Source organism: Aliiroseovarius lamellibrachiae (assembly GCF_018599245.1).
Taxonomy (GTDB): Bacteria; Pseudomonadota; Alphaproteobacteria; order Rhodobacterales; family Rhodobacteraceae; genus Aliiroseovarius; species Aliiroseovarius lamellibrachiae.
In genome coordinates, this window is sequence record NZ_JAHEVJ010000003.1 from 200132 (window position 1) to 224760 (window position 24629).

A 24629-nucleotide genomic window follows, 5' to 3' on the forward strand; every position below is an offset into this window, starting at 1 on the left:
TTCCCCGTGTCATTCGGGTAATTTGGCCTCAAAACAGCTGCCCAAAGAGGTGGCGGTACAGAGGCAGAGATATGGAAACTGAAACGCTCGCAGCGGCTGCGGAGATTGATTTCTCCTTTTTGGCCCTTTTTCTTCGCGCAACCCTGACAGTGAAGCTTGTGGTGATCTTGTTGATTGCCGCATCGTTCTGGTCGTGGGCGATTATCATCACCAAGTTGATCGCGTACCGCACGACGCGGGCGGCAGCAGCGGCGTTTGATCGCAAGTTCTGGTCCGGCGAGCCGCTGGATGAACTGTTTGATCAAGTGGGCCCAACCCCGGAAGCGGCCGCCGAAAAGGTGTTCGCAGCGGGCATGATCGAATGGCGGCGCAGTCACCGGGCGGACGGCGGGCTGATTGCCAATGCCAGTTCGCGGATTGACCGGTCGATGGATGTGGCGATCGCCAAAGAGGGCGAGGCGCTGAACAAGGGTCTGTCCTTTCTGGCCACGGTCGCCTCTACCGCGCCCTTTGTTGGCCTCTTTGGGACCGTTATGGGCATTATGAATGCATTTATTGAGATTGCCGCGAGCCAGAACACCAATCTGGCCGTGGTGGCACCGGGCATTGCCGAGGCGCTGATGGCGACGGGCCTGGGCCTTTTGGCCGCGATCCCGGCGGCGGTGTTTTACAACAAGCTCTCCGTGGACAGCGACAATATTTTAGCGGGTTACGAGGCTTTTGCCGACGAATTTGCCACCATCCTCAGCCGACAGTTGGACAGCTGATATGGGGGCCGCTCAACAACAAGGCGGCGCTGATCGCCGCGCTCGCCGGGGCAGACGCCGGGGCAAGCACCGCAAGGTCATGGCCGAGATTAACATCACGCCCTTCGTGGACGTTATGCTGGTGCTGTTGATTATCTTCATGGTTGCCGCCCCGTTGATGGTGGTTGGCGTGCCGGTTGAATTGCCCAAAACCGCCGCCGCCGCTTTGCCCGCGTCAGAAGAGGAACCGCTGACCGTGACCATTGATGCGAACGGTGTGGTGATGTTGCAAACCACCGAAATTGCGCGCGACGAGCTGATTGGCAAATTGCGCGCCATTGCGGCTGAACGCTCGGACGACAAGGTTTACCTGCGCGCGGATGGCACCGTGGCATGGGAGGCAATTGCCACCGTGATGGGCGCGCTGAATGCCGCTGGGTTCAATAATATTGGTATGGTCACCGATGGTGGCGGACCCGCGTTGGATGGGGGCTAAGCCCTTATGCGCACAGGGTTATACATTTCTGGCATCGGTCACGGGCTGTTGTTCCTGTGGCTTGTTATCGGCGGGCTCATAAGCTGGTCGCGCGACGATGTGCCTTTGCGCGTGTCAGAAGTGTCGATGATTTCAGAAGATGAGTTTGCGGCGCTGACGGCCCCGAAACCTCAGTCGGACGCGCCAGATGAGGCGCCCGCCCCAGAACCTATCCCAGAGCCCGCACCTGCGGCCCCTGAGGTTGCGCCTGTTCCCCCGGCACGTCCAGAACCCGTACCGGACCCTGAACCCACACCCGAGCCGACCCCAGAACCGCCAGCACCTGAACCGCCAGCACCCGAACCTGCCCCGCAGGACGTGCCGCGTGTGGCCCCGGAGCCCGCGCCAGAACCTGAGCCACAGGTTGAGGTGGCGCCCGAGGTGGTGGAAACACCGACACCCTCGCCAGAGGCAACCACAGCTGCGCCCGAAGAGGTGACCCCAACCGCGCCAGAGGCCGCAACCACCGAGATTGTAACCGAGGCGACCGAGACCGCAGCCCCCACGAAATCGGTGCGCCCACCCGCGCGCCCCGATCGTCCAACGCCGCCTGTTGTGGCGGAACCTGCAACGCCTGAGACGCCCACGCCGCCTGCAAACTCTGCCGCAAATGCGGTGGCAAACGCGGTGAGTGACGCGGTGGCTGGTGGCACGCAGGACGTCCCAGATCAAAACATCCCCGAAGGCCCGCCCATGTCGCGCGGCGAAAAAGAGGGGCTGCGCCTTGCGGTCAAGCAATGCTGGAACCTGGGCAGCACGTCGTCCGACGCGTTGCGCACAACCGTTGTGGTTCTGGTGGATATGGACCGAAACGGCAAACCAACCAATATCGCGCTGCAAAGCTGGGATGGCCCCAGCCAAGGGGCCGCCAACACCGCCTTTCAGGCCGCGCGCCGTGCGGTTTTGATTTGCGGGCGTTCAGGCTATGATCTGCCTGCCGAGAAATACGGCCAGTGGCGCCAAATCGAGATGACCTTCAACCCGGATAAGATGAGGATCAAATGAGACTGAAACAGCTTTTGGGTTACGCGCTTTTTGCGGGGCTGACCGCCCTGTCCCCCCTGATGGCCCCCACTGCGATGGCCGAAGGGCCGCTGCGGATTGAGATCACCGATGGGGTGATTGAACCATTGCCCTTTGCGGTCCCGGCGTTTCAGGACGATGGGGGGGGTGCAGGTAACTATGCCAGCAATATTGCGCGTCTTGTGGCGGCGGATCTTGCGGGCACGGGGCTTTTTCGCGAGGTTCCCAGCTCTGCTTACATCTCAAGCATCACCAGTTTCGCAAGCCCGGTGGCTTATGAAGATTGGCGGGCGATTAATGCACAGGCGCTGATCACCGGGGCGGTCAGCCAGTCTGGTGGCAATCTGACCGTCAAATTTCGGGTGTTTGACGTCTTTTCCGGCCAGCAACTGGGCGAAGGTCTTCAGTTCGGCGGATCGGCGTCATCTTGGCGTCGCATGGCGCATAAAGTGGCTGATATCGTCTATTCGCGGATCACCGGCGAGACCGGCTATTTCGACAGTCGCGTGGTGTTTGTCTCTGAAAGTGGGCCGAAAAACGCGCGCCGCAAGCGTCTTGGCATCATGGATTTTGACGGCGCAAATGTTCAGTATTTGACTGACAGCTCGTCGCTGGTGCTGGCGCCGCGCTTTTCCCCCACGGGCGACAAGGTGCTTTACACCAGCTATGAGACCGGTTTCCCGCAGGTCTATGTCTTGGATGTGGCCAGCGTGGGCCGTCGGGCATTGACCTCAAAAGAAGGCGAAATGTCCTTTGCGCCGCGCTTTTCGCCTGATGGCACGCGGGTTGTCTATTCATTGTCGGCGGGCGGCAACACTGACATTTTCACCATGAATGTGAATGGCGGGGGCGAGCAGCGCTTGACCTCGGCCCCGTCGATTGAAACCGCGCCAAGCTATTCCCCCGATGGGCAGTATATCGTGTTTGAAAGCGACCGCTCTGGCACGCAGCAGCTTTATATCATGTCCGCAAATGGCGGCGAGGCGCGGCGGATTTCCTTTGGGCCGGGGCGCTATGGCACCCCCGTTTGGTCGCCTCGCGGCGATCTGATTGCGTTTACCAAGCAAAACGCGGGCCGGTTTCACATTGGCGTGATGCGCACGGATGGATCAGAAGAACGCCTGCTGACGGCGTCGTTCCTGGACGAAGGGCCAAGCTGGTCGCCCAACGGACGTGTGATCATGTTCACCCGCGAAAGCCAAGGGGCGGATGGCGCCCCCGCGCTTTACTCTGTTGATATTTCCGGGCGCAATTTACGCCGGGTTGTGACCGATGGGCCGGCTTCGGATCCGGCGTGGTCTCCGCTGTTGAAATAGGGCGTTTGGGCGGCTTTGGGCCGGGATGATGTGATGTGATTTGTGGGATTTCCCAAGGGCTGCGCGATCTGCTAAGCTTGCAAAAACGAGCTTGAAAATAGTTTAACAAAGGCGCGGTTGCGTCTGACAGGATACAGGACGAAAACCATGAAATCATATGCTCTGACAGCGGTTCTTGTGGGGGTGCTTGCGGTTGCGGGGTGTTCCAAAAGCCCGATGAATGCCGGCAACGGATTTGGCGCAGACGCGGGTGCGGGCGCGATTGTGCCCGGTAGCGCATCTGACCCCACATCGCCCGCCTATTTCCAACAAACCATTGGCGACCGCGTGCTGTTTGCGGTGGATCAATCGTCCTTAAGCCCGGAAGGCATTGATTTGCTGACCAAACAATCGGCGTGGTTGATGGAAAACCCCGCGTTTACCGCCGTGATCGAAGGTCACGCGGACGAGCAGGGCACGCGGGAATACAACCTCGCTCTTGGCGCACGCCGCGCCTCGGCCGTGCAGAATTTCCTGATTGAACGTGGTGTGGCACCAAACCGTTTGAAAACCGTAAGCTATGGCAAAGAACGCCCGCTTGAGATTTGCTCGGACGAGACTTGTTATTCGCGCAACCGTCGGGCGGTGACAGTTTTGGCGGCAAGCGGGTTGACGAGCTGATTAGATTGACGGGGTTCTGTGAAAACTAGAAAACTAGAAAACTAGAAAACTAGAAAACTAGAAAACTAGAAAACTAGAAAACTAGAAAACTAGAAAACTAGAAAACTAGTTTTCTGGTATTTCGCGAAAACCGAATTTGCGCATAAGGAGAGCGTGATGCGTGCGAAGTTTATTGGGGCGGCTTTGGGATTGGCCATTGCCATGGTGGTGCCTAGCGTCGCGCCTGCGCAAGATCGGGCGCAGTCCTTGGCGGATGTGCGCCAGGAACTGTCGCTTCTCTATGTGGAAATTCAACAGCTTAAGACGGAACTGTCGACAACTGGCGGGGCGTCTACCAACACCGGTGCGGGATCCCCGACCCAACGCCTGTCCGCCATCGAAGGCGAGCTTGCCCGCCTCACGGGGCTGACCGAACAGCTTGATTTCCGGCTGAACCAAATCGTCAAAGACGGCACCAACCGGATTGCCAATCTTGAGTTTCGTTTGGTGGAGCTTGAGGGCGGAGATATCTCGACCCTAGGCGAAACCACCACCCTTGGTGGCGAGATGCCGGAGGCGCCAATCGCTGTGACGCCAGCTCCGGCGCCGGAAACCGGTGGTCAGTTGGCCATAGGAGAGCAAGCGGATTTTGAGGCGGCAGCAGCGGCCCTTGAGGCCGGTGATTTTGCAGAGGCTGACCGGATGTTTGCGGCGTTTATCGACGCTTATCCAGGTGGTCCAATGACCGCGCAGGCGCATTTTCAGCGTGGCGAGGCCCTTGTCGGCGCGGGCGAAACGAAATCCGCAGCGCGCGCGTATCTGAATGCCTTTTCAGGTGCGCCGGATGGGCCTTCCGCGCCAGATGCGTTGTTTCGCTTGGGGCAGTCTTTGGGCGCTTTGGGCCAAACGTCCGAGGCCTGCGTGACCCTGTCCGAGGTTGGTAAACGCTTTCCCGGCAATCCCACTGTGACAGACGCCGAAGCCGAGCGCGGACGGTTGGGGTGCAACTGACGCTTGCGCCGTTTTTAACGCGGGCGGATGCGGAAGGTGACATGGGCCACCTTGGCATTGCGGTGTCGGGGGGCAGTGATTCCACGGCCTTGTTGCTGCTGGCCCAGGATTGGGCGCAGGATACCGGCAGAAAAATCACCGCGCTGACTGTGGATCACGGGTTGCGCGATGGTGCGAAAGCTGAGGCAGAAGTGGTCGCTCAGCTTTGCGCCCGTTTGGGCGTGGACCACCATATTCTTACATGGGATGATTGGGACGGGCAGGGCAATTTGCAGGATGCGGCCCGTCAGGCGCGCTATGGATTGTTGGCGCAAAAGGCGCACGGCTTGGGGATCGATGCGGTTGCGCTTGGGCACACCCATGATGATCAGGCCGAGACGTTTTTGTTGCGGCTGGCACGCGGGTCTGGCGTGGACGGGCTGTCGGCGATGCGCGCGGATTGGCGCGGGCAGGGCATGCGGTGGCTGCGGCCGGTTTTGACACAACGGCGCGAGGGGCTTCGCGATCTGTTGCGGGCGCGACATGTTGCGTGGTGCGAGGATCCCTCAAACTTCGATCCCAAATTTGACCGGGTTCAGATGCGTCAGGCGATGGGGGATCTGGCGGATCTTGGGCTAACGGCGGATCGTTTGGTCACCACAGCGACGGCCATGTCAGAGGCGCGCGCCGTGTTGGAACGCGCGGCCCATCTGGCGGCCAAAGTCTTGTGTCATATTGAGGCGGGCGATGTTGTGATCGACCCCGAGGGTTTGATGGATTTGCCGCTGGAAACACGCGACCGCCTTGTGGCGGGCGCACTTGGATTTGTGTCGGGTGCCACCTATCGCCCGCGCCGGGCCACGTTGACCCGCGCCATTGAGGAAGCATTGGACGGGCAGGCGGCCACGTTGCACGGCTGTCTTTTGTGGCGTCACAAAACCGGTCTGCGCGTCACGCGGGAATTGTCTGCGGTTGCGGGTTTGGTGGCCGCGCCAAATGCGCTGTGGGATGGCCGTTGGCGCATCAAGGGGGCTGACGGGCCGACCACAGACGGGCCGACCACAGACAAAACGCGAGAGATTCGCGCCTTGGGCGAGGGGATTTCACAGCTGAAAGACTGGCGCGCGGGCGGTATTCCGCGCCAAACCCTGATGGTCACCCCCGCCGTTTGGCATCAATCTTGCGTGATTGCGGCCCCAATTGCCCAAGAAAGCGACATTTGGCGGCTAGAAACGCGCCCAGAGCAAAATGATTTCGCCGCGTCCTTTTTAACGCATTGAACATAGCGGCATGATCCCTATTTTAAGGACTGGCGCTTATTCGACCCAGCGTCAAAGGCATTAAAGGAGATCCCCCTTGGGCAACGCGAGAAATTTCGCTTTTTGGATTGTGCTGTTTTTGCTGATCCTGACCCTGTTCAACCTGTTTTCAAACGGGCAGAGCAGCATGGCTTCGTCCAGCGTGAGCTATTCTGAATTTGTGGCTGCTGTGGATGCAGGGCAGGTGCAAACGGCCACGCTAGATGGCGAGACGCTGTCGTATCAGGGGGCCGATGGTAAACTTTACCAAACCATTGTTCCCGGCGATGCTGCGATTACCAATCGTTTGCTGGACAAAGGTGTTGAGGTGAAGGCCGAGCCGCAGCAACAATCAAGCGTCATGAGCCTGCTGACCCTGCTGTTGCCGGTGCTTTTGCTGATCGGCTTTTGGTTCTTTATGATGAACCGGATGCAAGGCGGTGGCAAAGGCGGCGCGATGGGCTTTGGCAAATCCAAAGCCAAGATGCTGACCGAACGCGAGGGTCGTGTGACCTTTGATGATGTGGCGGGCATTGATGAAGCCAAGGAAGAGTTGGAAGAGATTGTCGAGTTTTTGCGCAACCCGCAAAAATTCTCGCGTCTTGGCGGCACCATTCCCAAAGGCGCTTTGCTTGTTGGCCCTCCCGGCACCGGTAAAACCTTGCTGGCGCGTGCGATTGCGGGCGAGGCGGGCGTGCCCTTCTTCACCATTTCCGGGTCGGATTTTGTGGAAATGTTTGTGGGTGTCGGTGCAAGCCGGGTTCGCGACATGTTTGAGCAGGCCAAAAAGAACGCACCCTGTATCGTGTTTATTGATGAGATCGACGCCGTGGGCCGCTCGCGCGGGGCCGGGTATGGCGGTGGCAACGATGAACGTGAGCAGACGCTGAACCAGCTTTTGGTTGAGATGGACGGCTTTGAAGCCAACGAAGGTGTGATCATTCTGGCCGCGACCAACCGTCGTGACGTGCTGGACCCGGCGCTGTTGCGTCCGGGGCGGTTTGACCGTCAGGTCACCGTGCCGAACCCAGACATCAAAGGTCGTGAGAAGATTTTGGGCGTGCATGCGCGCAAAGTGCCGCTTGGCCCTGATGCAGACATGCGGATCATTGCCCGTGGGACACCTGGATTTTCCGGTGCGGATCTGGCCAACCTCGTGAACGAAGCGGCGTTGATGGCGGCCCGTGTGGGGCGGCGTTTTGTGACGATGGAAGATTTCGAGAACGCCAAAGACAAGGTGATGATGGGGGCCGAACGGCGCTCGATGGTTCTCACCGATGATCAAAAGGAAAAGACGGCTTATCACGAAGCGGGCCACGCTGTGGTTGGTCTGAAGTTGCCGCAATGTGATCCGGTCTATAAGGCGACGATCATTCCGCGCGGTGGTGCGCTGGGGATGGTTGTGTCTTTGCCAGAGATTGATCGTTTGAACTGGCACCGGTCGGAATGCGAAGAAAAGCTGGCGATGACGATGGCGGGCAAAGCGGCCGAAATCATCAAATACGGTGAAGACAATGTCTCGAACGGCCCGGCTGGTGACATCCAGCAGGCGTCAGGCTTGGCGCGCGCGATGGTGATGCGCTGGGGCATGTCGGACAAGGTCGGCAACATTGATTACGCCGAAGCCGCCGAAGGGTATTCGGGCAATACCGCCGGGTTTTCCGTGTCAGCCAACACCAAAGAGCTGATCGAGGATGAGGTGAAGCGCTTTATCCAGAATGGGTATGACACGGCGTTTAAAATCTTGTCTGAAAACCAAAACGAGTGGGAGCGTTTGGCGGAGGGTCTTCTTGAGTATGAAACCCTGACGGGCGCTGAAATCCAACGTGTGATGGATGGTGAACCGCCCCAAAAAGGCGACGATGAGGATGACACGCCGGATGAAGGCACGTCGTCGGTAACGGCAATTCCGAAAACCAAACCCAAGGCCAAGCCGTCTGGGGATGGTGACATGGAACCGGAACCCACAGCATAAAATCCCCCTGTGTCACAATCGATTATGAAAGCCCCCGTGTCTTTTGACTGGGGGCTTTTTTTATCGGGGATCTTCGACCGGGGGATACCCCCAAAGTGACCCACCCCGGCCGCAGTTTCGTGGTCAAAATGCCCTGGCAACACCTCTTGCAAGCTGAGTTGAACCACACATCTACGGAGGGTATACTTGGCCGGAACAGATGAATTTTCATGACGCGGCGGGCATTTTTTTGGACGACAATAAATTTTTCAAATTCATTTGGCGTGTGAATGCGCTCGCGATTGCGGCCATTTTGGTGCTGGCGGCTGTCACCCTGTTTTGGCAGTTTTTGGGAAAAGACGTCTTTGGTCCGCGCCATGTTACCGATGTGGTCAATGTGGATCCGGCCGATGAGACAATTGTCGAACTGCGATCCATTTCGATTGACGGGCGGGTGGCTGGGGCCAAGCTGTTTCGCGTCAGCCTGAATACGGAACAAGAATATGATCTGGGTTTTTCATCCAAGGGCAGCAAAGGATCGGTGTTGAACACCGGGTTTTACGACCTTAACACTGGGACCATTCAATGGCTGTTTCCGACACAGGATCAGTTGATCACCCATGTTGAAACCCTCTTCACGTCGCGGCATGAAAACGCCAGCCTTTTGGCGCAAAAGCCCGTGGCGCTTGGACATTTTGTGTCTTTTATTGATCAGGACACCTCGGGGGATAAACGCCTGTCGCCTTCTGATGAGATAAGCGTTCTGGCGATTGGCCCAGACGGGCAGGGTGCAAAACGCATTCTGTCTGGGCTGATCCGCGCGCCAAGGGTTCAACCATTGGGGGGAGGAAAAGCGGTGTTGTTCTTTGACACCTCCGAGGGGCAGCATTCGGCCATTTTCGATTGGGACGAGGGCACGCTTGGCGCAGAATTTACGATTGCATTGCCCTAATCTGAGCGGGGGTGCGTGCTGGGGATCGCCAGAGCATTTTCATTCACAGGTCTCGCTTGTTCATTGTCTTTCGCGCCGCTCAAACGCGAAAAGCGATAGCAGATGCACCTATGAAAACGGGAACCGCTTTCGATTTGATTTGATCGGTGCGCGTTGGGGTGCTAATCGCCGCGCACTGACGATAAGGCGCGCCGAACGGCGGGCCAGATGACTGTCAGTTGCCTCACCCAAAGGACATTCAAATGCACCGTCGTATCGCCATCTATCTGACCTGCACCGATGACAGCGTGTTAAAGGCGCAGTTCCCAAACTATGCGCAAATGCTAGAGACAGTGTTGTCGCCGCATTTGCCCAAAGCGGTGTTTGAGCATTTTGATGTGACAACGGGTGTGTTCCCCGACGATCCAACCGCGTTTGATGCTGTGGTTGTGACCGGGTCCGTGGCGAATGTGTCGGATGACTTGCCGTGGATGGAAACGCTTTTTGAACACATCCGTAAAATGGACGCCGCGAAAACCAAGCTTTTGGGGATCTGTTTTGGGCATCAAGCCATTGCCACGGCGTTGGGGGGACGGGTGGAGCCGCGAGAGGTGAACCTTGGCGCCCCACAGATTGCCATTGGCGCAGCGCGGGAATGGATGGTTCCAGAACGCGAGACGCTGTCGCTTTTTGCCGGGAATTTCCAACAGGTTGTTGAGCTGCCGGATGGGATGCGGGTGTTGGCTGGATCTGTGAAGTGCCCCAACACATTGACCGAAAAGGGAAATCACGTCCTTTCCATGCAATACCACCCGGAGTTTTCGGCCGAGTATATGCGGGGCTATGTCGCGCTGGTTGAGGATAAGGTTGGCCAAGCGATCTGTGACGCCGCCTTGGCAGAGATTGACACTGGCCATGACGGAGCCCTTTTTGGCCGATGGGCGGCACAGTTTTTAGCGGGCTAAAGCATGAGCTGGCGCGCAAGGCTGGCACACACGTCTGGCGCGCTTGACGAAACCCCTCAAGGCTTGCCTTTATAATTTCTGACGTATCCCCGAAATCACGGAGCTGCTGGGGCAAGGTCCGGCGACTCGCAGTCGCCAATCAGCACGAAACAGCGGTAGCGCAAACGAAACTTTGCCGCTTTTCGGGGGCCAAACGGAATACCACTGTATGTCAAAGCGACGAATTCGGGGGGGATTATGTCGGATTCCATCCTGTGTGAAATCAAAAGCCCAGATATTGAGGGTGCAGATATAAGATCGCAGCCCACATCTCAAGGGAACCAGCATGAGCTATAAATCCGACATCGAAATTGCCCGCGAAGCAAAGAAACGCCCGATCAAAGAGATCGGCGAAAAGATTGGCATCGCGTATGAGCACCTGATGCCATACGGCCACGACAAGGCCAAAGTCAGCCAAGAGTTCATCAACTCGGTCCAGGACCGCACCGATGGCAAGCTGATCCTTGTGACAGCGATCAACCCGACCCCTGCGGGCGAAGGCAAAACCACGACCACTGTTGGTCTGGGTGACGGTCTGAACCGCATCGGCAAAAACGCGATGGTGTGTATTCGCGAAGCGTCCTTGGGTCCGAACTTTGGCATGAAGGGCGGGGCCGCTGGCGGTGGTTACGCGCAAGTTGTGCCGATGGAAGAAATGAACCTGCATTTCACAGGCGACTTCCACGCGATCACCTCTGCCCACTCGCTCTTGTCGGCCATGATCGACAACCACATCTATTGGGGCAATGAGCTGGAGATTGACGAGCGTCGTGTGGCGTGGCGTCGTGTGGTCGACATGAATGACCGTGCCCTGCGTGACATCGTTGTGTCGCTGGGTGGCGTTTCAAACGGCTTCCCACGTCAGACCGGTTTTGACATCACTGTGGCGTCCGAAGTTATGGCGATCCTGTGCCTGTCCGACGATCTGCAAGACCTGCAAAAACGTCTGGGCGACATCATTGTGGCCTATACCCGCAAGCGCACGCCAATCTATTGCCGTGACATTGGTGCGGATGGCGCGATGACTGTGCTTTTGAAAGACGCGATGCAGCCAAACCTGGTGCAAACGCTGGAAAACAACGCAGCCTTTGTGCACGGCGGCCCATTTGCCAACATCGCCCACGGGTGTAACTCGGTTATTGCCACCAAAACCGCGCTGAAGCTGACCGACTATGTGGTCACCGAGGCTGGTTTCGGCGCTGACTTGGGTGCTGAGAAGTTCATGAACATCAAATGCCGCAAAGCGGGCTTGGCCCCGTCGGTTGTGGTCTTGGTTGCCACTGTGCGGGCGATGAAAATGAACGGCGGCGTTGCGAAAGCCGATCTGGGTGCAGAGAATGTTGACGCCGTTGAAAGCGGTTGTGCCAACCTTGGCCGTCACATTGAAAACCTGAAATCGTTTGGCGTGCCGGTTGTGGTTGCGATCAACCACTTTGTCACCGACACCGATGCCGAAGTGCAGGCCGTGAAAGACTACGTGGAGACCCACGGTTCTGAGGCGATCCTGTCGCGTCACTGGGAGTTGGGGTCTGAAGGCTCTGCTGATCTGGCGACCCGTGTTGCTGAAATCGCTGACGCGGACACCGGCAGCTTTGCACCGATCTATCCTGACGAGATGCCTTTGATGGAGAAAATCGAAACCATCGCCAAGCGCATTTACCGTGCGGACGAAGTTTTGGCCGACCAAAAAGTGCGCAACCAGTTGAAAGAATGGGAAGATGCTGGATACGGCAACCTGCCGGTCTGTATGGCGAAAACCCAATACAGCTTCTCAACTGATCCAACATTGCGCGGCGCACCAACCGGTCACTCTGTGCCGGTTCGCGAAGTGCGCCTGTCGGCCGGTGCTGGTTTCATCGTGGTTGTCTGTGGTGACATCATGACCATGCCGGGCCTGCCACGCACACCTGCGGCGATGACCATTGGTCTGAACTCTGATGGCGAAATTGAGGGTCTTTTCTAAGACACTTGACCAAGGGGGGCGACGCGCCCCCCTTACACTTTCTAAGAACTGTCTGAGCGATTCGAACGCCCTCAGACAAAGGACAAAACCACATGAGCGCAACAATTATCGACGGCAAATCCATTGCCGCAAAACTCCGTGATGACGTGGCCGTGCGCGCCGGTGAACTTGCGGATAAAGGCTGGCAGCCCAAACTGGTGTCCCTTTCCGTGGGGGACGTGGCCGCGGCAGAGCTTTATGTGCGCAACCAGCAAAAATCAGCGGAAAGCGCAGGGGTTCAGTTTGAGGCGCGCAACTATGATGCGGACACTTCGCTTGAGCAACTGACCGGGATTATTCAGGGGTTGAACGCCGATCCGCGCGTGAATGGGATCATCATTCAGCGCCCCTTGCCGGATCATATTCCGGTGAAAACCTTTCAAAAACTTGTGCATCCGCTGAAAGATGTGGAAGGCATGCACCCCGCCTCGATCGGCAATATTGTCTATAATGATCTGGCGCTTGGGCCATGTACGGCTGTGGCCGCCGTAGAGATCCTGAAAACTCTGCCCATTGATATCGAAGGTCTGAATGTGACCGTGATTGGCCATTCGGAAATCGTCGGCAAACCAATTGCGTTCCTGTTGATGGGCCTTGGGGCGACTGTGACGGTGTGTCACCACTTGACCCGCTCGGTTGCGATGCATTCACGCGCAGCGGACGCGGTGTTTGTCGCTGTTGGCGTGCCCGGTCTGGTCACCGGCGAGATGTTGAAACCCGGCTGTGCGGTGATTGACATTGGCATCAACCGGGTGGACGGCAAAACCGTGGGCGATGCCGATTGGGACAGCTGTCGCGAAGTGGCTGGCTGGATCACCCCGGTGCCCGGCGGTGTTGGTCCAGTGACCGTTGCCACCCTCATGTCAAACGCGGTACATGCGACTGAAATGCAAATGAACCACTATCGGGACAGTTACGCCCACACGGATTATTAAGGAGAGGTCTGATGACAGCCGAGATCATTGACGGAAAGGCGTTTGCCGCCACGGTGCGCGAAAAAGTTGCTGCCCATGTCACCCGTTTGAAGGACGAAAACGGCATCACACCTGGTTTGGCCGTGGTGTTGGTGGGCGAAGATCCCGCAAGCCAGGTCTATGTGCGTTCGAAGGGCAAGCAGACCGTGGAATGTGGGATGAATTCCTATGAACACAAACTGGATGCAAAGACCTCTGAAGCAGATTTGCTGGCGCTGATTGACACGCTGAATGCGGATCCTGCTGTGCATGGTATCTTGGTGCAGCTGCCGTTGCCGGGACATCTGAACGAAGATCTGGTGATCAACTCCATTGATCCTGCCAAGGACGTGGACGGGTTTCACATCTCGAACGTGGGCCTGTTGGGAACGGGTCAGAAATCCATGGTGCCCTGCACACCTTTGGGCTGTCTGATGATGCTGCGCGATCACCACGGTAGCCTGTCCGGGCTGAACGCCGTTGTGGTGGGCCGCTCAAACATCGTAGGCAAGCCAATGGCACAGCTTTTGCTGGGCGACAGCTGCACCGTGACCATCGCGCATAGCCGCACCAAAGACCTGCCAGACGTTGTGCGCCGCGCCGACATCGTTGTCGCCGCTGTGGGCCGCCCCGAAATGGTGCCGGGCGACTGGATCAAAGACGGGGCCACCGTGATTGATGTGGGTATCAACCGCATCCCTGCGCCGGAAAAAGGCGAAGGCAAGATGAAGCTGGTTGGTGACGTTGACTTCGCATCCGCGTCACAGGTTGCCGGTGCGATTACCCCGGTTCCGGGCGGCGTTGGCCCCATGACCATCGCCTGTTTGCTGGCCAATACGCTGACCGCGTGTTGCCGGGCAAATGGCTTGGTGGAACCAGAGGGTCTGACCGCCTAATCAGTGGTAATACACTGTTTCTAAATCTAAAAAGGGGTGGGCCGGATGACCGGAACATCCCTTTTTTTGATGGAGACAACTCAAAATAAACACCCTCTCGGGTAGATGCGTAAAATTTGAATGAATTTTTTTGCCGCCCTAACGCCCCGTTCATCTCCTTTGCTTAGGTTCCGAATGGAAACCGATTGAAGGGGATTGAAATGGCCCGAGCTTGGTCCATCATGTCGATGTCACGCTATCTCGTTGCTTTGATCAGCACGATTGGCGTTTTTCTGTCGGCTGCTGCGATTTACATGTTTGTGCAAATCAATGAAAGCCGCGAGGCGTGGCATTCATATGAACACGCAAGTGCGGCACGTTCACGCGCGCTGACGGATATCGTCACCTCGTTTGGATATGGTGGGCTTATTCATCATTTCAAGAACTACGTGATCCGCAATGACAAAAAGCAAGTGGCCCAGGCGGGGCAATCTGCGCAAAATGTGTTGAACGCGCTTCATGACCTCGCGACGCAGAACCCGTCCGAACAGGAACAAGCGGCGATCGACGCCCTGCGTAAAACGGTCAATGACTATACGGCTGCCCTGCAAGCGGCCCAAGCGGCGTATATTTTTGGCAATACACCGGAAGCGGTCGATGAGGATCTTGTTGTTCAAGATGCCGAAGCCCTGAATGCATTGCAGTATTTGTTTGAATTGACCGAGGCCGATGAATTGGGGGGGCATCCCAGCAAGCATTTCTATATTGTCACGTTAAAACGGGAACTTGGGTATGGCGGTTTGATCCACCAGTTTAAGAACTATGTTCTTCGAAAAGATGAAAAACGTATCGCACTGGTCGCATCGGCGTTGGAAGGGGTGCGCGCAAGTCTTGCAGGCTATCGATCCTTTGACGTGACCCCAAGTGAACAGACTGCGCTTGACGATATCACCACGGTGATCAACGCCTATGAAACGGCGATGGAACAAGCGGTGGCCATGGTCAAACAGGGTAAGTCGGTGGCTGAAATCGACAAAGCAGTCAAAGTGTCGGATGCGCCCGCGCTTGCCGGAATTGCGGCTTTGGTGGATGCGCAGATGTCCGAAACGGATCAGGCCGCGGATCACTTGGATCTTACACTTGGCAAAATGGAAAGCCTTGCGCTGATTGTTTCTGTGTTTGTGGTGGCTGCCCTTGGCACCACGGCGTTTGTGACCTCGCATGTATTGTTGCGGAAAATCGCCCGACCAGCACGCCATATTGCAACAGAGCTTGATAAGCTGAGCAAGGGCGACACCTCGATTGATGTGGATCACATGCTGTCAGACACCGAAATTGGCGCGATCGCTCGTGCATCGCAAGCCTTTCGCGAAAACTTGCTTCATGCCGTTGAATTGGAGGAGCAGCAAAAAGATGCCAGCCAGCGTGAACGAGAACTTCTGCAGGAGAACATCGTAAAAGAACAGAAAGAGCGGGCATTTGCTGATGAGGTTGCACGGGTTGAAAAAGAGCGCCTGCACGAGATGGAACTGGTTCAAAAAGAGATCAATGACGTAATTGCCCATGCGGTGCGGGGCGATTTTGGCCACCGCGCAAATACCAAAGTTAGTAGCGCGACCTTATCGGCGATGATTGATGCCATTAACACCCTGATGACTGGTATAGAAACCAGCCTGGGCGAAACTGGGCGGGTGTTAAAGGAGCTTGCAATCGGCAATCTGCGCGCGCGGATGGATGGAGATTACGAAGGTGTGTTTGCCGAATTGCAGAACAACATGAACCTCACGCTGCATACGCTGGAAGACATGGTGGATGCGATTGCAAGCAGCGGAACAACGGTGGCGCGAAAATCAGATGATATCCGCTCGGCCGCAACAGCGCTTGCTCACCGTACGGAAAGTTCGGCCTCCTCATTGGAGGAAGCCGCTGCGGCTCTTGAAGAAATAAGCTCAACCGTTACATCGGTTTCAGAAAACATCGAACGCGCAAGCGAAAGCGCAACGGAGGCGGAGCAGAACGCAACAACCACCTCTGAGGTGGCCGAACGCGCGGTGAACTCGTTGGACGCCGCCGCGGCAACAACCACCAACATCAATAAAATAGTCAGCGTGATCGAAGATATTGCGTTTCAGATCAACCTGTTGGCCCTAAACGCGGGTGTGGAAGCCGCCCGCGCAGGGGATAGTGGCCGGGGCTTTGCTGTGGTTGCATCAGAGGTGCGTGCGCTTGCACAGCGATCATCAGATGCTGTGGGTGAAATCACTTCCGTTGTTGATGAAAGCACCCATGCTGTGGAAAACTCGGTTTCCATGGTGGCGCAGGCCATGGAAAAAGTCACCGAGATCAGCACTGCGATCGGGACAATTTCGCGTCAGACGTCTGAAGCAGCCGAGGCTGTGAACCAACAAGCCAAAGGCTTGGTCAGTGTAAGTGAAAGCATCACACACCTTGATGCCGCGACCCAAGAAAACGCAACGCTATTTGATCAAGTGCGTGAAGATAGTGAGCATTTGCGCGAGCAAGCGCGCGCGTTGGAAACAGCTTTGGGTAAGTTGGCGGTTCAAGATCAACAGCGACAGAGGGATCCATCTATCGAAGAAGGAGCCTTTGCTGCCGAATGATAGTTCGGTTCGACCCTTAGTCGGAATACTTCGCAGGGCGCTTTTGCATCCCCGCCATGACCGCTTCCATTTGGTTCTTCTGCCCGACCAAAGCTTCTTGCGCTTTGCTTTCTTCGACCAAGGTCTCGTGCCAACCCGTAAGTTCGGTGTCGGATATAAGCTTTTTCGCTGACCTGACCGCGTCAGGGGATTTTCCAGCAATCTCCTGTGCCAATGCTTTTGCCGCTTCTAACGGCGCCGCGCTAAGCTCAGTCACAAACCCCCATGCCAGCGCATCGTCAGAGGAAAATACCTGTGCGGTATAGGTGATTTTTCGAATGACATCTTCGCGTGCCAGACGCCGCATCAGAACCATTCCCCCCATATCAGGCACCAGACCCCAGCGCCCCTCCATCACCGAAAACTTGGTGTTGGGATCGGCGATGCGAATGTCGGCGCCCAACATCAGTTGGAACCCTCCGCCAAAGGAAAACCCATGTACCGCGGCGATAACGGGTTGCGGAAGCTCGGCCCAAACCATGGCGACGGCTTGAAATAGGTTTGAATTTCCGTGCGTTCGTTGCGTGAAGCCACCGTCGGACATGGCGGCTTGCGCAATTAAAGGCATCGCAGCAAGGTCTAGTCCTGCGCAAAATGCTTCTCCATCGCCGGTAAGAACCACAGCCCGAATATCTTTGCGCTTGGCCAGCTCCTGTCCTGCCGCAACAATCGCTTCGATCATTTCCAAATCCAACGCGTTGCGTTTTTCTGGCCGCGACAATGTTACGATAGCGACTTGATCTTCTTGTGTGATGGTCACGCGGTCAGACATTTGATGCTCCTGAAGTTTCGGTCATTTTGGGCAAAATGGAGACTGAGGAAAGTGTCACGTTGCGTCAGGGCCGGGCTTTACGTACCGGCACCATTGTTCCCAGCATGGCGGCGATTTGCACCCGTGCTTCGTCGGTGACGGCCCAAACTTTGGCCTCAACGCTGATCAGCCTTTTGCCCGCCCGGATCACATGACCCTGGGCCTCCAAGCGATCGCCATGGGCAGGGGCCAACAGGTTGATTTTGATTTCCGCGGTCAACACTTCGTCTTGCGGATCCATCACACTCAAAGCGGCATACCCTGCGGCGGTGTCCCCAAGGCCAAAGGTTAATGCCGCATGGCCAAATCCGTGTTGCTGTTTGTTCCCATCTAAAATTGGGGCTGAGATCGTGCAACACCCCTCGGTCAGTTCTGTCAATGAGGCGCCAAAACTGTGCATCATGGATTGGGCACCAAAACTTGCGGTGATACGGGCCACATTTTCCGGGCGACAGGTCATTCCACTCTCCTTGTTGCGACGCGGTTAGCAACGCATCATGTCAATATTTCCAAACTGTTACACCATCAGCTTCGCGGCATTGGAATGGGGTGCGGCGGTGTGCCCAGCATGACGGCGATCGCCTCTGGGCGCATCAGCTGACTTAGCGCTGCGTCATCCGATCGCAAGCCGCCGGTGTAGGTGCCATAGGCGGGCAGGATGACGCGGTCGCTGTCCGTCAACAGACAGGGGCGCGACAGGCGCCGCCCGCGCAGGTTCAGTCGCGCTTTGGGGTGGTAATGCCCGGAAATCTCGCAGGCCGCACCCTTTTTGGCGATGTGGCGAAAGTGCAGGGGGGGGTGGAAAAGTTCGGCCAAATGGGTGCCACCAAACTCGACCGGGCCGGGATCATGATTGCCTTCGATCCAAACCCAGCGCCGTCCGGCCATAAGCCGGGTCAGCCATATGACGTCGTCCTGTGCTAGATTTTGGGCCGAGGTCAGATCGTCAAAACTATCACCGAGACACACGATAATTCGCGCGCCCGTGCGTTCGATGTCCCGTTCCAACCGGATCAGCGTGTCTTTGGTTTCATAGGGGGGCAACAGATGGCCGCCGCGCCGCGCAATCCGTTCCGCCTTTCCCAAATGCAGGTCCGAAACGCAAAGCAGGTTTTCCTGCGCCCACCACAATGCGCCGGACGGCAACAATGTGAGTGCTGTGCCTGCAAATAAAAAGCTATATCCGTTCAGGTCGCTCATTCGTTTTGCGCAAGCCCCGCCTCTGCCATCAATCTCTGGGCCTCCGTCGCCAACAACATATCCTGTCCTGTACCCTCCACCGGGACGCGGCCAATTTCAAGAAACAATGGCGCGCTAAACGGGGTGACATGGGGGGCGCAGACGTGATCAATTTTACCTTGTGTGCGCGACAACAGGGCCTTGATCCGGCCAAAGTCAATCAAGCCGCGCATCGCCTCTTCGCGGGTCAGGGCCAGCAACAGGTGGTCGGGGTCATATTTGCGCAATGTGTCGTAAAGGATATCGGTGCTAAAGGTCGCTTGCCGCCCGGTGGTGCGTTGGCCGGGATGGTTGCGCGTGATCAGCCCCGCGATGGTGGCTGCGGTTTTGAAACTGCGTTTCATCAGGGCATTTTCGCCCAGCCATGTTTCCAGCCCCGCGTGCAGATGGGTCAGATCGAACAATGGGGCAGGGTCCGTCACGGGGTGGATGGACCAGATCAGGGTGGCGTAATCGGTGGCGACAAACCCCAAGGGGCCAAGGCCCAATTGCTCCATTTGGCGGGTTGCCAAAAGCCCCAGGGTCTGCTGCGCATTTTTGCCCGCAAACCCGTATAAGCATGTATGCGCGCGATCGTCCCGCAGGAAGCTTTCAACCAGAATACGCCCCGGCTCAGGCAGCTGGCTAACGGTTTTTTGCTGTAAAACCCAGTCTTGCGTATGCGCGGGTAGCGTGTCCCAGCGGCCGCTTTGTAAAAGGTGCAAAATCCGGTCTGACAGCAGGAGCGAAGTGGAAAATTTGGTGCCGGAAAACACCGCCAACCGCGGCCTGCGCCCCCGATCATTGGACACTTGAACAACCATTTCGCGCAGGCTCTCAAAGCGGACAATTTTTCCACCAATCAGAAACGTGTCCCCCGGTGTCAATGAGGCGGCAAAGCTTTCTTCGACCTCGCCCAAGGCCTTTCCACCGCGCCCGCGCATCCGCACTTTCAACGTGTCGGTGTCAATGATTGTGCCGATATTCATGCGGATAAGGGCGGCTTGGCGGGGGTCGCGCAATTGCCAAAGCCCTTGCGCTGTTTGCCTCAAACGTTGCCAGCGATCATAGGCGCGCAGGGCATAGCCGCCGGTGGCGACAAAATCGAGGCACGCGTCAAAGTCGGCACGCGTGAGGGCGGCATAGCTGCCGGCCTGCGTGACCTCAGCAAAAACTGTGTCTGCATCAAACGGCGCGGCGCAAGCGGTGATCAACAGGTGTTGGCACAAGACATCGCGGGGGCCGGGCCCGCGCGGATCCCCGTCTAAATCATCGGCGACAACCGCCTCAATCGCGGCTTGGCATTCGAGAATTTCCCATCTATTTGCAGGCAAAATCAACGCTTTAGAGGGGGTGTTGTAGTGATGTCCAGAGCGGCCGATCCGTTGCACCAGCCGTTTGATGTTTTTGGGTGCCCCAACCTGGATGACCAGATCCACATCGCCCCAATCAAGCCCAAGATCTAGCGATCCGGTGCAGACCACCGCGCGCAAATGCCCCGCGACCATCGCGGCCTCGACCTTGCTGCGCTGGTTGCGGTCGAGCGAGCCATGGTGGATGGCGATGGGCAAATTGTCCGTGTTGGCCAACCAAAGGTCATGGAAAAAGATCTCGGCCTGGGCGCGGGTGTTGTGAAAGATCAGGGTGGTTTTATGGGCTTTTACGGCCTCTAACACCTCAGGAATGGCGTAACGTGCGCCGCCACCTGACCAGGGCGGGGCGGTATTTGTGGGCAGCATTTGGATGTCCGGCGTGGGGCCGGGATCGGCGGTCAGGACGTCACAAATTGCCGGGTGCGGGGCAAGATATCGCGCCAACGCATCCGGGTCATCCACGGTGGCGGACAATCCGACGCGGGTAAGATTTGGCCGCATCGCCTGCAAGCGTGTCAGGCAAAGCATCAGCTGATCGCCACGTTTGCTTTCCGCAAGCGCGTGAAGTTCGTCCACCACCACCCGTTTGAGACCGGCAAATATGTGCGGGGCGTCGGGATAGGACAACAGCAAAGCGAGGCTTTCTGGTGTGGTCAGCAAAATATGGGGAGGGTCGGCACGCTGTGCCTTTTTCCGCGTCTGTGTGGTATCGCCCGAGCGGTCCTCGATCCGGATGTTCAGGCCCATATCCTCAACCGGGCGCTGCAGGTTCCGGCGCATATCGGCGGCAAGCGCTTTTAGCGGCGAAATGTAGAGTGTGTGCAAGCCTTTATGCGGATTTTGCGCCAAATCGACCATGGAAGGTAGGAAACCTGCGAGCGTCTTCCCGCCACCAGTGGGCGCAATTAGCAGTGTTGCCGCCTCATTTGACCGGTCGAGCATTGCGATTTGGTGGGGGTGGGGGGCCCATCCGCGCGATGCAAACCAGGTGATGAATGCCGGGGGCAATGGGGTCATTCCACCACGATAGGCTGCGTACGCAGAAAGTACCAGAGGGGCACGGCTGGCGTGCCGCCCCTCTGGCAAATAGTGATTTAGTGGATGATTTCCTCGTCGCGCACGAACATATTTGCCCAGGCACGGTCGATCAGATCAGGGGTCATTTGATAGGGGATGCCCTCAAATTCGCAGATGGAGATCATCTGATCGATCAGGAAGATCGGTTGATAGTTTGCGTAAACGTTTGCAATAGTTGGGTATTTTTTCTGCAACAGATATATTAGCGCTTCTTCGTTCAAGGGCATTTTCTTTTTCCGGGCCATCATGGCAAAGATTTTGAGAAAACCCTCTTGGTCCGGCCCGTCGATTTTGATTTTGTAAAAGATCCGGCGCAGGGCCGCTTTGTCGAAAATCTCATTCGGGTGGAAGTTGGTTGAAAAGATGACGAGAGTGTCGAACGGCACTTCGAATTTTTCACCTGATTGCAGCGCGAGGATATCTTTGTTTTCTTCGAGCGGGACAATCCAGCGGTTGATCAGTTTTTGCGGCGGTTCAGCTTGGCGGCCAAGGTCATCGACGATGAAAACGCCGCCGGAGGATTTCAGCTGAAGCGGCGCCGTATAGGTGCGCGCGGTGGCGTTGTATTTAAGATCCAACATGTCCAGCGTCAATTCACCACCGGTGATCACCGTGGGGCGATCACATAGGATATACCGACGGTCAAACTTGGCCGAGGCTTTGCGCAGCGAGTTTGGATCCTCTTTCATCTCGTCCACAGCGGTATGTACGATCGGATCGTAAACCGTGATAACTTGTCCAGAATAAACAATGGCTTGGGGAACATAGATTTTGTCACCAAGGGCGTCTCGGATCCCGTTTGAGATCGAGCTTTTGCCGTTTCCGGGCGGGCCGTACATCAGGATGGAACGACCAGATCCAACCGCAGGGCCAAGCTGATCAAGCAGATCAGAGGGCAGAATAAGATGCCCCATTGCACCGGTCAGCTGGTCGCGTGACATTTGAATGTTGCGGATGGACTGGCGCTTGACCTGAACGGCGTAGACCTCCATCGGGACGGGCATTGCGCCGTAATATTCGGACTGCGCCAGCGCATCAAGCGCGCGGGTTTTTCCGGTGTCCGACAGGCGATATCCCATTTCATTGCTTTGCGATCCGGCGTGCAAGGTACCCATCGCCTCGATCAGGCCTTGGTCACGGCATATATCGATCAACTCCTGCACGACGCGGCCGGGAAGGGCGAGGGTGCGTTCCAGATCACTGACCTGTTCCAGATTGGTGCGGAACATCGTTTTCAGCAGGATGTCCCGCATCATCACCATGGTCAGTTTCATATCAGCCAAGGACCGTGGCGCTGGGGGCGCAATCAAATCAGCGGTATGCATGTTCATGGTGTCTGCTCCTCACCCAAAACTTGCGCATCGCGGCTTTAACAGTCAAAACAATGACCAAAAGAGCAACGAAGCGGCCCCGATTTGGGGCGATTACTCTGTTTCGTACACAACGAAGAGGGCAGGTATGAGCAAAGAAAAAGGCATCATTTTGGCAAGTGTGCAATTGGCGGTGATGGTGATCCTGTCGGGCGCACTGTTGGCCAAGGGCGGTCTGTATATCAAACAGCACGAGGGCGACACGCTGCATCTGTTGCAAATCCTGTTGCGGATGACCGACGGGCAGATCCCGCATTTGGATTTTGTAACGCCAATCGGTATTTTGGCCTTTAGCCCGATTGTGATTTTCACCAAGCTGGGCATGGGCGTTGGAACCGCGTTTCTATGGGGGCAAGTACTTGTTGCAACGGTGTTTTTCCCGGCCATCTGGTGGGTGTCGCACACGCGCTTAAAGGGGGTGTGGCGGTTTGTGTTTTCCGGGGCATTAATGGTGTTGTGCCTTGGCTTGATCCACGGAGAAAGCAATACCGCGGTCTCTGTTTCTATGCATTACAACCGGTGGGCCTGGGCCGCAGCCTTCCTTGCGATTGTGGCGGCGGTGTTGCCGAACCAAAACCGCTCGGGTCAGGGACAGCCGGTGGACGGCATTGTTATTGGCTTGGCGTTCTCGGTCATGGCGATGATCAAAGTGACCTATTTTGCGGCGTTTTTGCCTGCGGTGCTCGTGGCATTGTTCACGCGCGGGGCCGGGAAAACAGTGCTTTGGGCACTTTTGTCTGGCCTAATTGCGGTTGGATTGATGACGCTTTATGTCGGCACACCCTTGTTTTGGCTCTATTATATGTCAGATCTGATGAACGTCGCAGGAAGCAGTGTGCGCCCGCAACCGGGGTTGCCCTTTGGCGATGTGGTCAGCGCGCCGGCGTATTTGTCCGGGTCCTTGCTGGGGCTGATTGCAGTGGTGTTTCTGCGCCAAAGCGGGCAGATGCGCGAAGGTTTGGTGCTGATGCTGCTTTTGCCGGGGTTCTTTTATGTCACCTTTCAGAACTTTGGAAATGATCCGCAATGGGTCGGGATTTTGGCGATTTTGCTGATCTCTTTGGTGCCAGCGCGGCCCGTATACAACGGCTTTGGTTGGGACTTGCAGCGTGGGATCCTGTTGGCGGCGACGGTTGGATTTGTGCTTGCGATGCCATCGTTCATCAACATCGCGCAAAGCCCGTTTCGCCATTTGGTGACAGACACAGAGGAGTATGTGCCGGTGCTGGTCGGTGTCGCGGGGCAAGAGGATCTTTTGACCTTTGATGTGCGCGCCAATCGCTTGGATGCGAAATATGCCATCGACGGGCCGGACACGATTTTTTCGGCGTTTTATGACGAAGAGATGCGCAAAGATCAGGTGAAATTTCTGGGCGAGGATCTGCCGTGGCGCAGCCTGGATCTGGGCATGATTGCGTGGTTTCGGGTGATCGCTGACGATTTGGTGGCCTCTGGCGTCGTGGATGGAAAATCCATGTTTGTGGCGGATCTGTTGCCAAGCTATTGGATGTATGGTGCGGGCGAGCCGGTCAAGGGCGCGGCGCCGTGGTATTACGGCGATCTGACGGGGATTGAGAACGCGGATCTGTTGCTGGTGCCGCTCTTTCCGTTGTCGGTGGATGTACGCAAACAGATCTTGGATGAGATCACAGAGCAGGAGTGGTCATCCGGCATCAAAGAGCTGCGGCGCACTGAATACTACATTCTTTACGCGCTGCCAAAGACGTTTGATCAGAAACCCTGAGGGGCGACTGCATTCATGCTAAAGCGTTCCGCCATAAACTTGAAACACGCGTCTTTGGCGGGACGTTTCAAACAAAGAAAAGCCCCGCATTTTGTGGGGCTTTCGTTTTG

The 24629-nt window shown here is 56.8% G+C and carries 20 protein-coding genes; 15 read left to right on the plus strand and 5 right to left on the minus strand.

Annotation, left to right across the window (positions count from 1 at the left end):
* The first annotated feature begins 71 nt into the window (after window positions 1–71).
* From tolQ to KKW20_RS06885, 14 genes are all read left to right on the plus strand, one after another.
* Window positions 72–767 (plus strand): protein TolQ, encoded by a 696-nt coding sequence (gene tolQ, locus KKW20_RS06820; protein WP_214567126.1) that lies wholly within the window; start codon window positions 72–74, stop codon window positions 765–767.
* 1 nt (window position 768) lies between these two features.
* Window positions 769–1242, plus strand: coding sequence for a protein TolR (gene tolR / locus KKW20_RS06825; protein ID WP_214567127.1), 474 nt, complete (start codon window positions 769–771; stop codon window positions 1240–1242).
* Window positions 1243–1248: 6 nt separating this feature from the next.
* A complete protein-coding gene (locus tag KKW20_RS06830) occupies window positions 1249–2286 on the plus strand; it encodes an energy transducer TonB (RefSeq protein ID WP_214567128.1) in 1038 nt (345 codons plus the stop codon).
* Complete coding sequence (gene tolB, locus KKW20_RS06835; RefSeq protein WP_425514257.1) at window positions 2283–3620, plus strand: Tol-Pal system beta propeller repeat protein TolB; 1338 nt, start codon at window positions 2283–2285, stop codon at window positions 3618–3620. The genes KKW20_RS06830 and tolB overlap by 4 nt, the downstream gene beginning before the upstream one ends.
* A gap of 147 nt (window positions 3621–3767) precedes the next feature.
* The gene (pal, locus tag KKW20_RS06840) at window positions 3768–4280 is read left to right on the plus strand and encodes a peptidoglycan-associated lipoprotein Pal (protein ID WP_214567129.1); all 513 of its coding nucleotides are present in this window, start codon (window positions 3768–3770) and stop codon (window positions 4278–4280) included.
* Between the two features lie 156 nt (window positions 4281–4436).
* Window positions 4437–5270, plus strand: a complete 834-nt coding sequence (gene ybgF, locus KKW20_RS06845; RefSeq protein WP_214567130.1) for a tol-pal system protein YbgF — start codon at window positions 4437–4439, stop codon at window positions 5268–5270.
* A complete protein-coding gene (tilS, locus tag KKW20_RS06850) occupies window positions 5261–6529 on the plus strand; it encodes a tRNA lysidine(34) synthetase TilS (RefSeq protein WP_343207559.1) in 1269 nt (422 codons plus the stop codon). Before ybgF ends, tilS begins: the two co-directional genes overlap by 10 nt.
* A gap of 76 nt (window positions 6530–6605) precedes the next feature.
* On the plus strand, window positions 6606–8522 hold the full coding sequence (gene ftsH, locus KKW20_RS06855) for an ATP-dependent zinc metalloprotease FtsH (RefSeq protein WP_214567131.1): 1917 nt from the start codon (window positions 6606–6608) through the stop codon (window positions 8520–8522).
* 199 nt (window positions 8523–8721) lie between these two features.
* The gene (locus tag KKW20_RS06860) at window positions 8722–9453 is read left to right on the plus strand and encodes a hypothetical protein (RefSeq protein ID WP_214567132.1); all 732 of its coding nucleotides are present in this window, start codon (window positions 8722–8724) and stop codon (window positions 9451–9453) included.
* 242 nt (window positions 9454–9695) lie between these two features.
* Window positions 9696–10397 (plus strand): glutamine amidotransferase-related protein, encoded by a 702-nt coding sequence (locus tag KKW20_RS06865; RefSeq protein WP_214567133.1) that lies wholly within the window; start codon window positions 9696–9698, stop codon window positions 10395–10397.
* Between the two features lie 325 nt (window positions 10398–10722).
* A complete protein-coding gene (locus KKW20_RS06870) occupies window positions 10723–12399 on the plus strand; it encodes a formate--tetrahydrofolate ligase (RefSeq protein WP_214567134.1) in 1677 nt (558 codons plus the stop codon).
* 92 nt (window positions 12400–12491) lie between these two features.
* Complete coding sequence (locus KKW20_RS06875; protein ID WP_214567135.1) at window positions 12492–13373, plus strand: bifunctional 5,10-methylenetetrahydrofolate dehydrogenase/5,10-methenyltetrahydrofolate cyclohydrolase; 882 nt, start codon at window positions 12492–12494, stop codon at window positions 13371–13373.
* A gap of 11 nt (window positions 13374–13384) precedes the next feature.
* Entirely contained in the window at window positions 13385–14287 is a 903-nt protein-coding gene (folD, locus tag KKW20_RS06880) for a bifunctional methylenetetrahydrofolate dehydrogenase/methenyltetrahydrofolate cyclohydrolase FolD (RefSeq protein WP_214567136.1), read from the plus strand.
* A gap of 200 nt (window positions 14288–14487) precedes the next feature.
* A complete protein-coding gene (locus tag KKW20_RS06885; RefSeq protein WP_214567137.1) occupies window positions 14488–16887 on the plus strand; it encodes a methyl-accepting chemotaxis protein in 2400 nt (799 codons plus the stop codon).
* A gap of 16 nt (window positions 16888–16903) precedes the next feature.
* Here KKW20_RS06885 and KKW20_RS06890 read toward each other — a convergent pair whose 3' ends face one another.
* The 5 genes from KKW20_RS06890 to KKW20_RS06910 form a co-directional block, all read right to left on the minus strand.
* Complete coding sequence (locus KKW20_RS06890; protein ID WP_214567138.1) at window positions 16904–17698, minus strand: crotonase/enoyl-CoA hydratase family protein; 795 nt, start codon at window positions 17696–17698, stop codon at window positions 16904–16906.
* Between the two features lie 64 nt (window positions 17699–17762).
* Window positions 17763–18197, minus strand: coding sequence for a PaaI family thioesterase (locus KKW20_RS06895; protein WP_214567139.1), 435 nt, complete (start codon window positions 18195–18197; stop codon window positions 17763–17765).
* Between the two features lie 65 nt (window positions 18198–18262).
* The gene (gene pdeM / locus KKW20_RS06900; protein WP_214567326.1) at window positions 18263–18928 is read right to left on the minus strand and encodes a ligase-associated DNA damage response endonuclease PdeM; all 666 of its coding nucleotides are present in this window, start codon (window positions 18926–18928) and stop codon (window positions 18263–18265) included.
* A 5-nt stretch (window positions 18929–18933) separates the two neighbouring features.
* Window positions 18934–21345 (minus strand): ligase-associated DNA damage response DEXH box helicase, encoded by a 2412-nt coding sequence (locus KKW20_RS06905; RefSeq protein WP_214567140.1) that lies wholly within the window; start codon window positions 21343–21345, stop codon window positions 18934–18936.
* Between the two features lie 77 nt (window positions 21346–21422).
* On the minus strand, window positions 21423–22736 hold the full coding sequence (locus tag KKW20_RS06910; protein ID WP_214567141.1) for an ATPase: 1314 nt from the start codon (window positions 22734–22736) through the stop codon (window positions 21423–21425).
* A gap of 127 nt (window positions 22737–22863) precedes the next feature.
* Between KKW20_RS06910 and KKW20_RS06915 the strand changes: the two genes are divergently transcribed.
* Window positions 22864–24519 carry a hypothetical protein gene (locus KKW20_RS06915; RefSeq protein WP_214567142.1) on the plus strand — a complete coding sequence of 552 codons (1656 nt, stop codon included), beginning with the start codon at window positions 22864–22866 and terminating at the stop codon, window positions 24517–24519.
* Window positions 24520–24629: the final 110 nt, after the last annotated feature.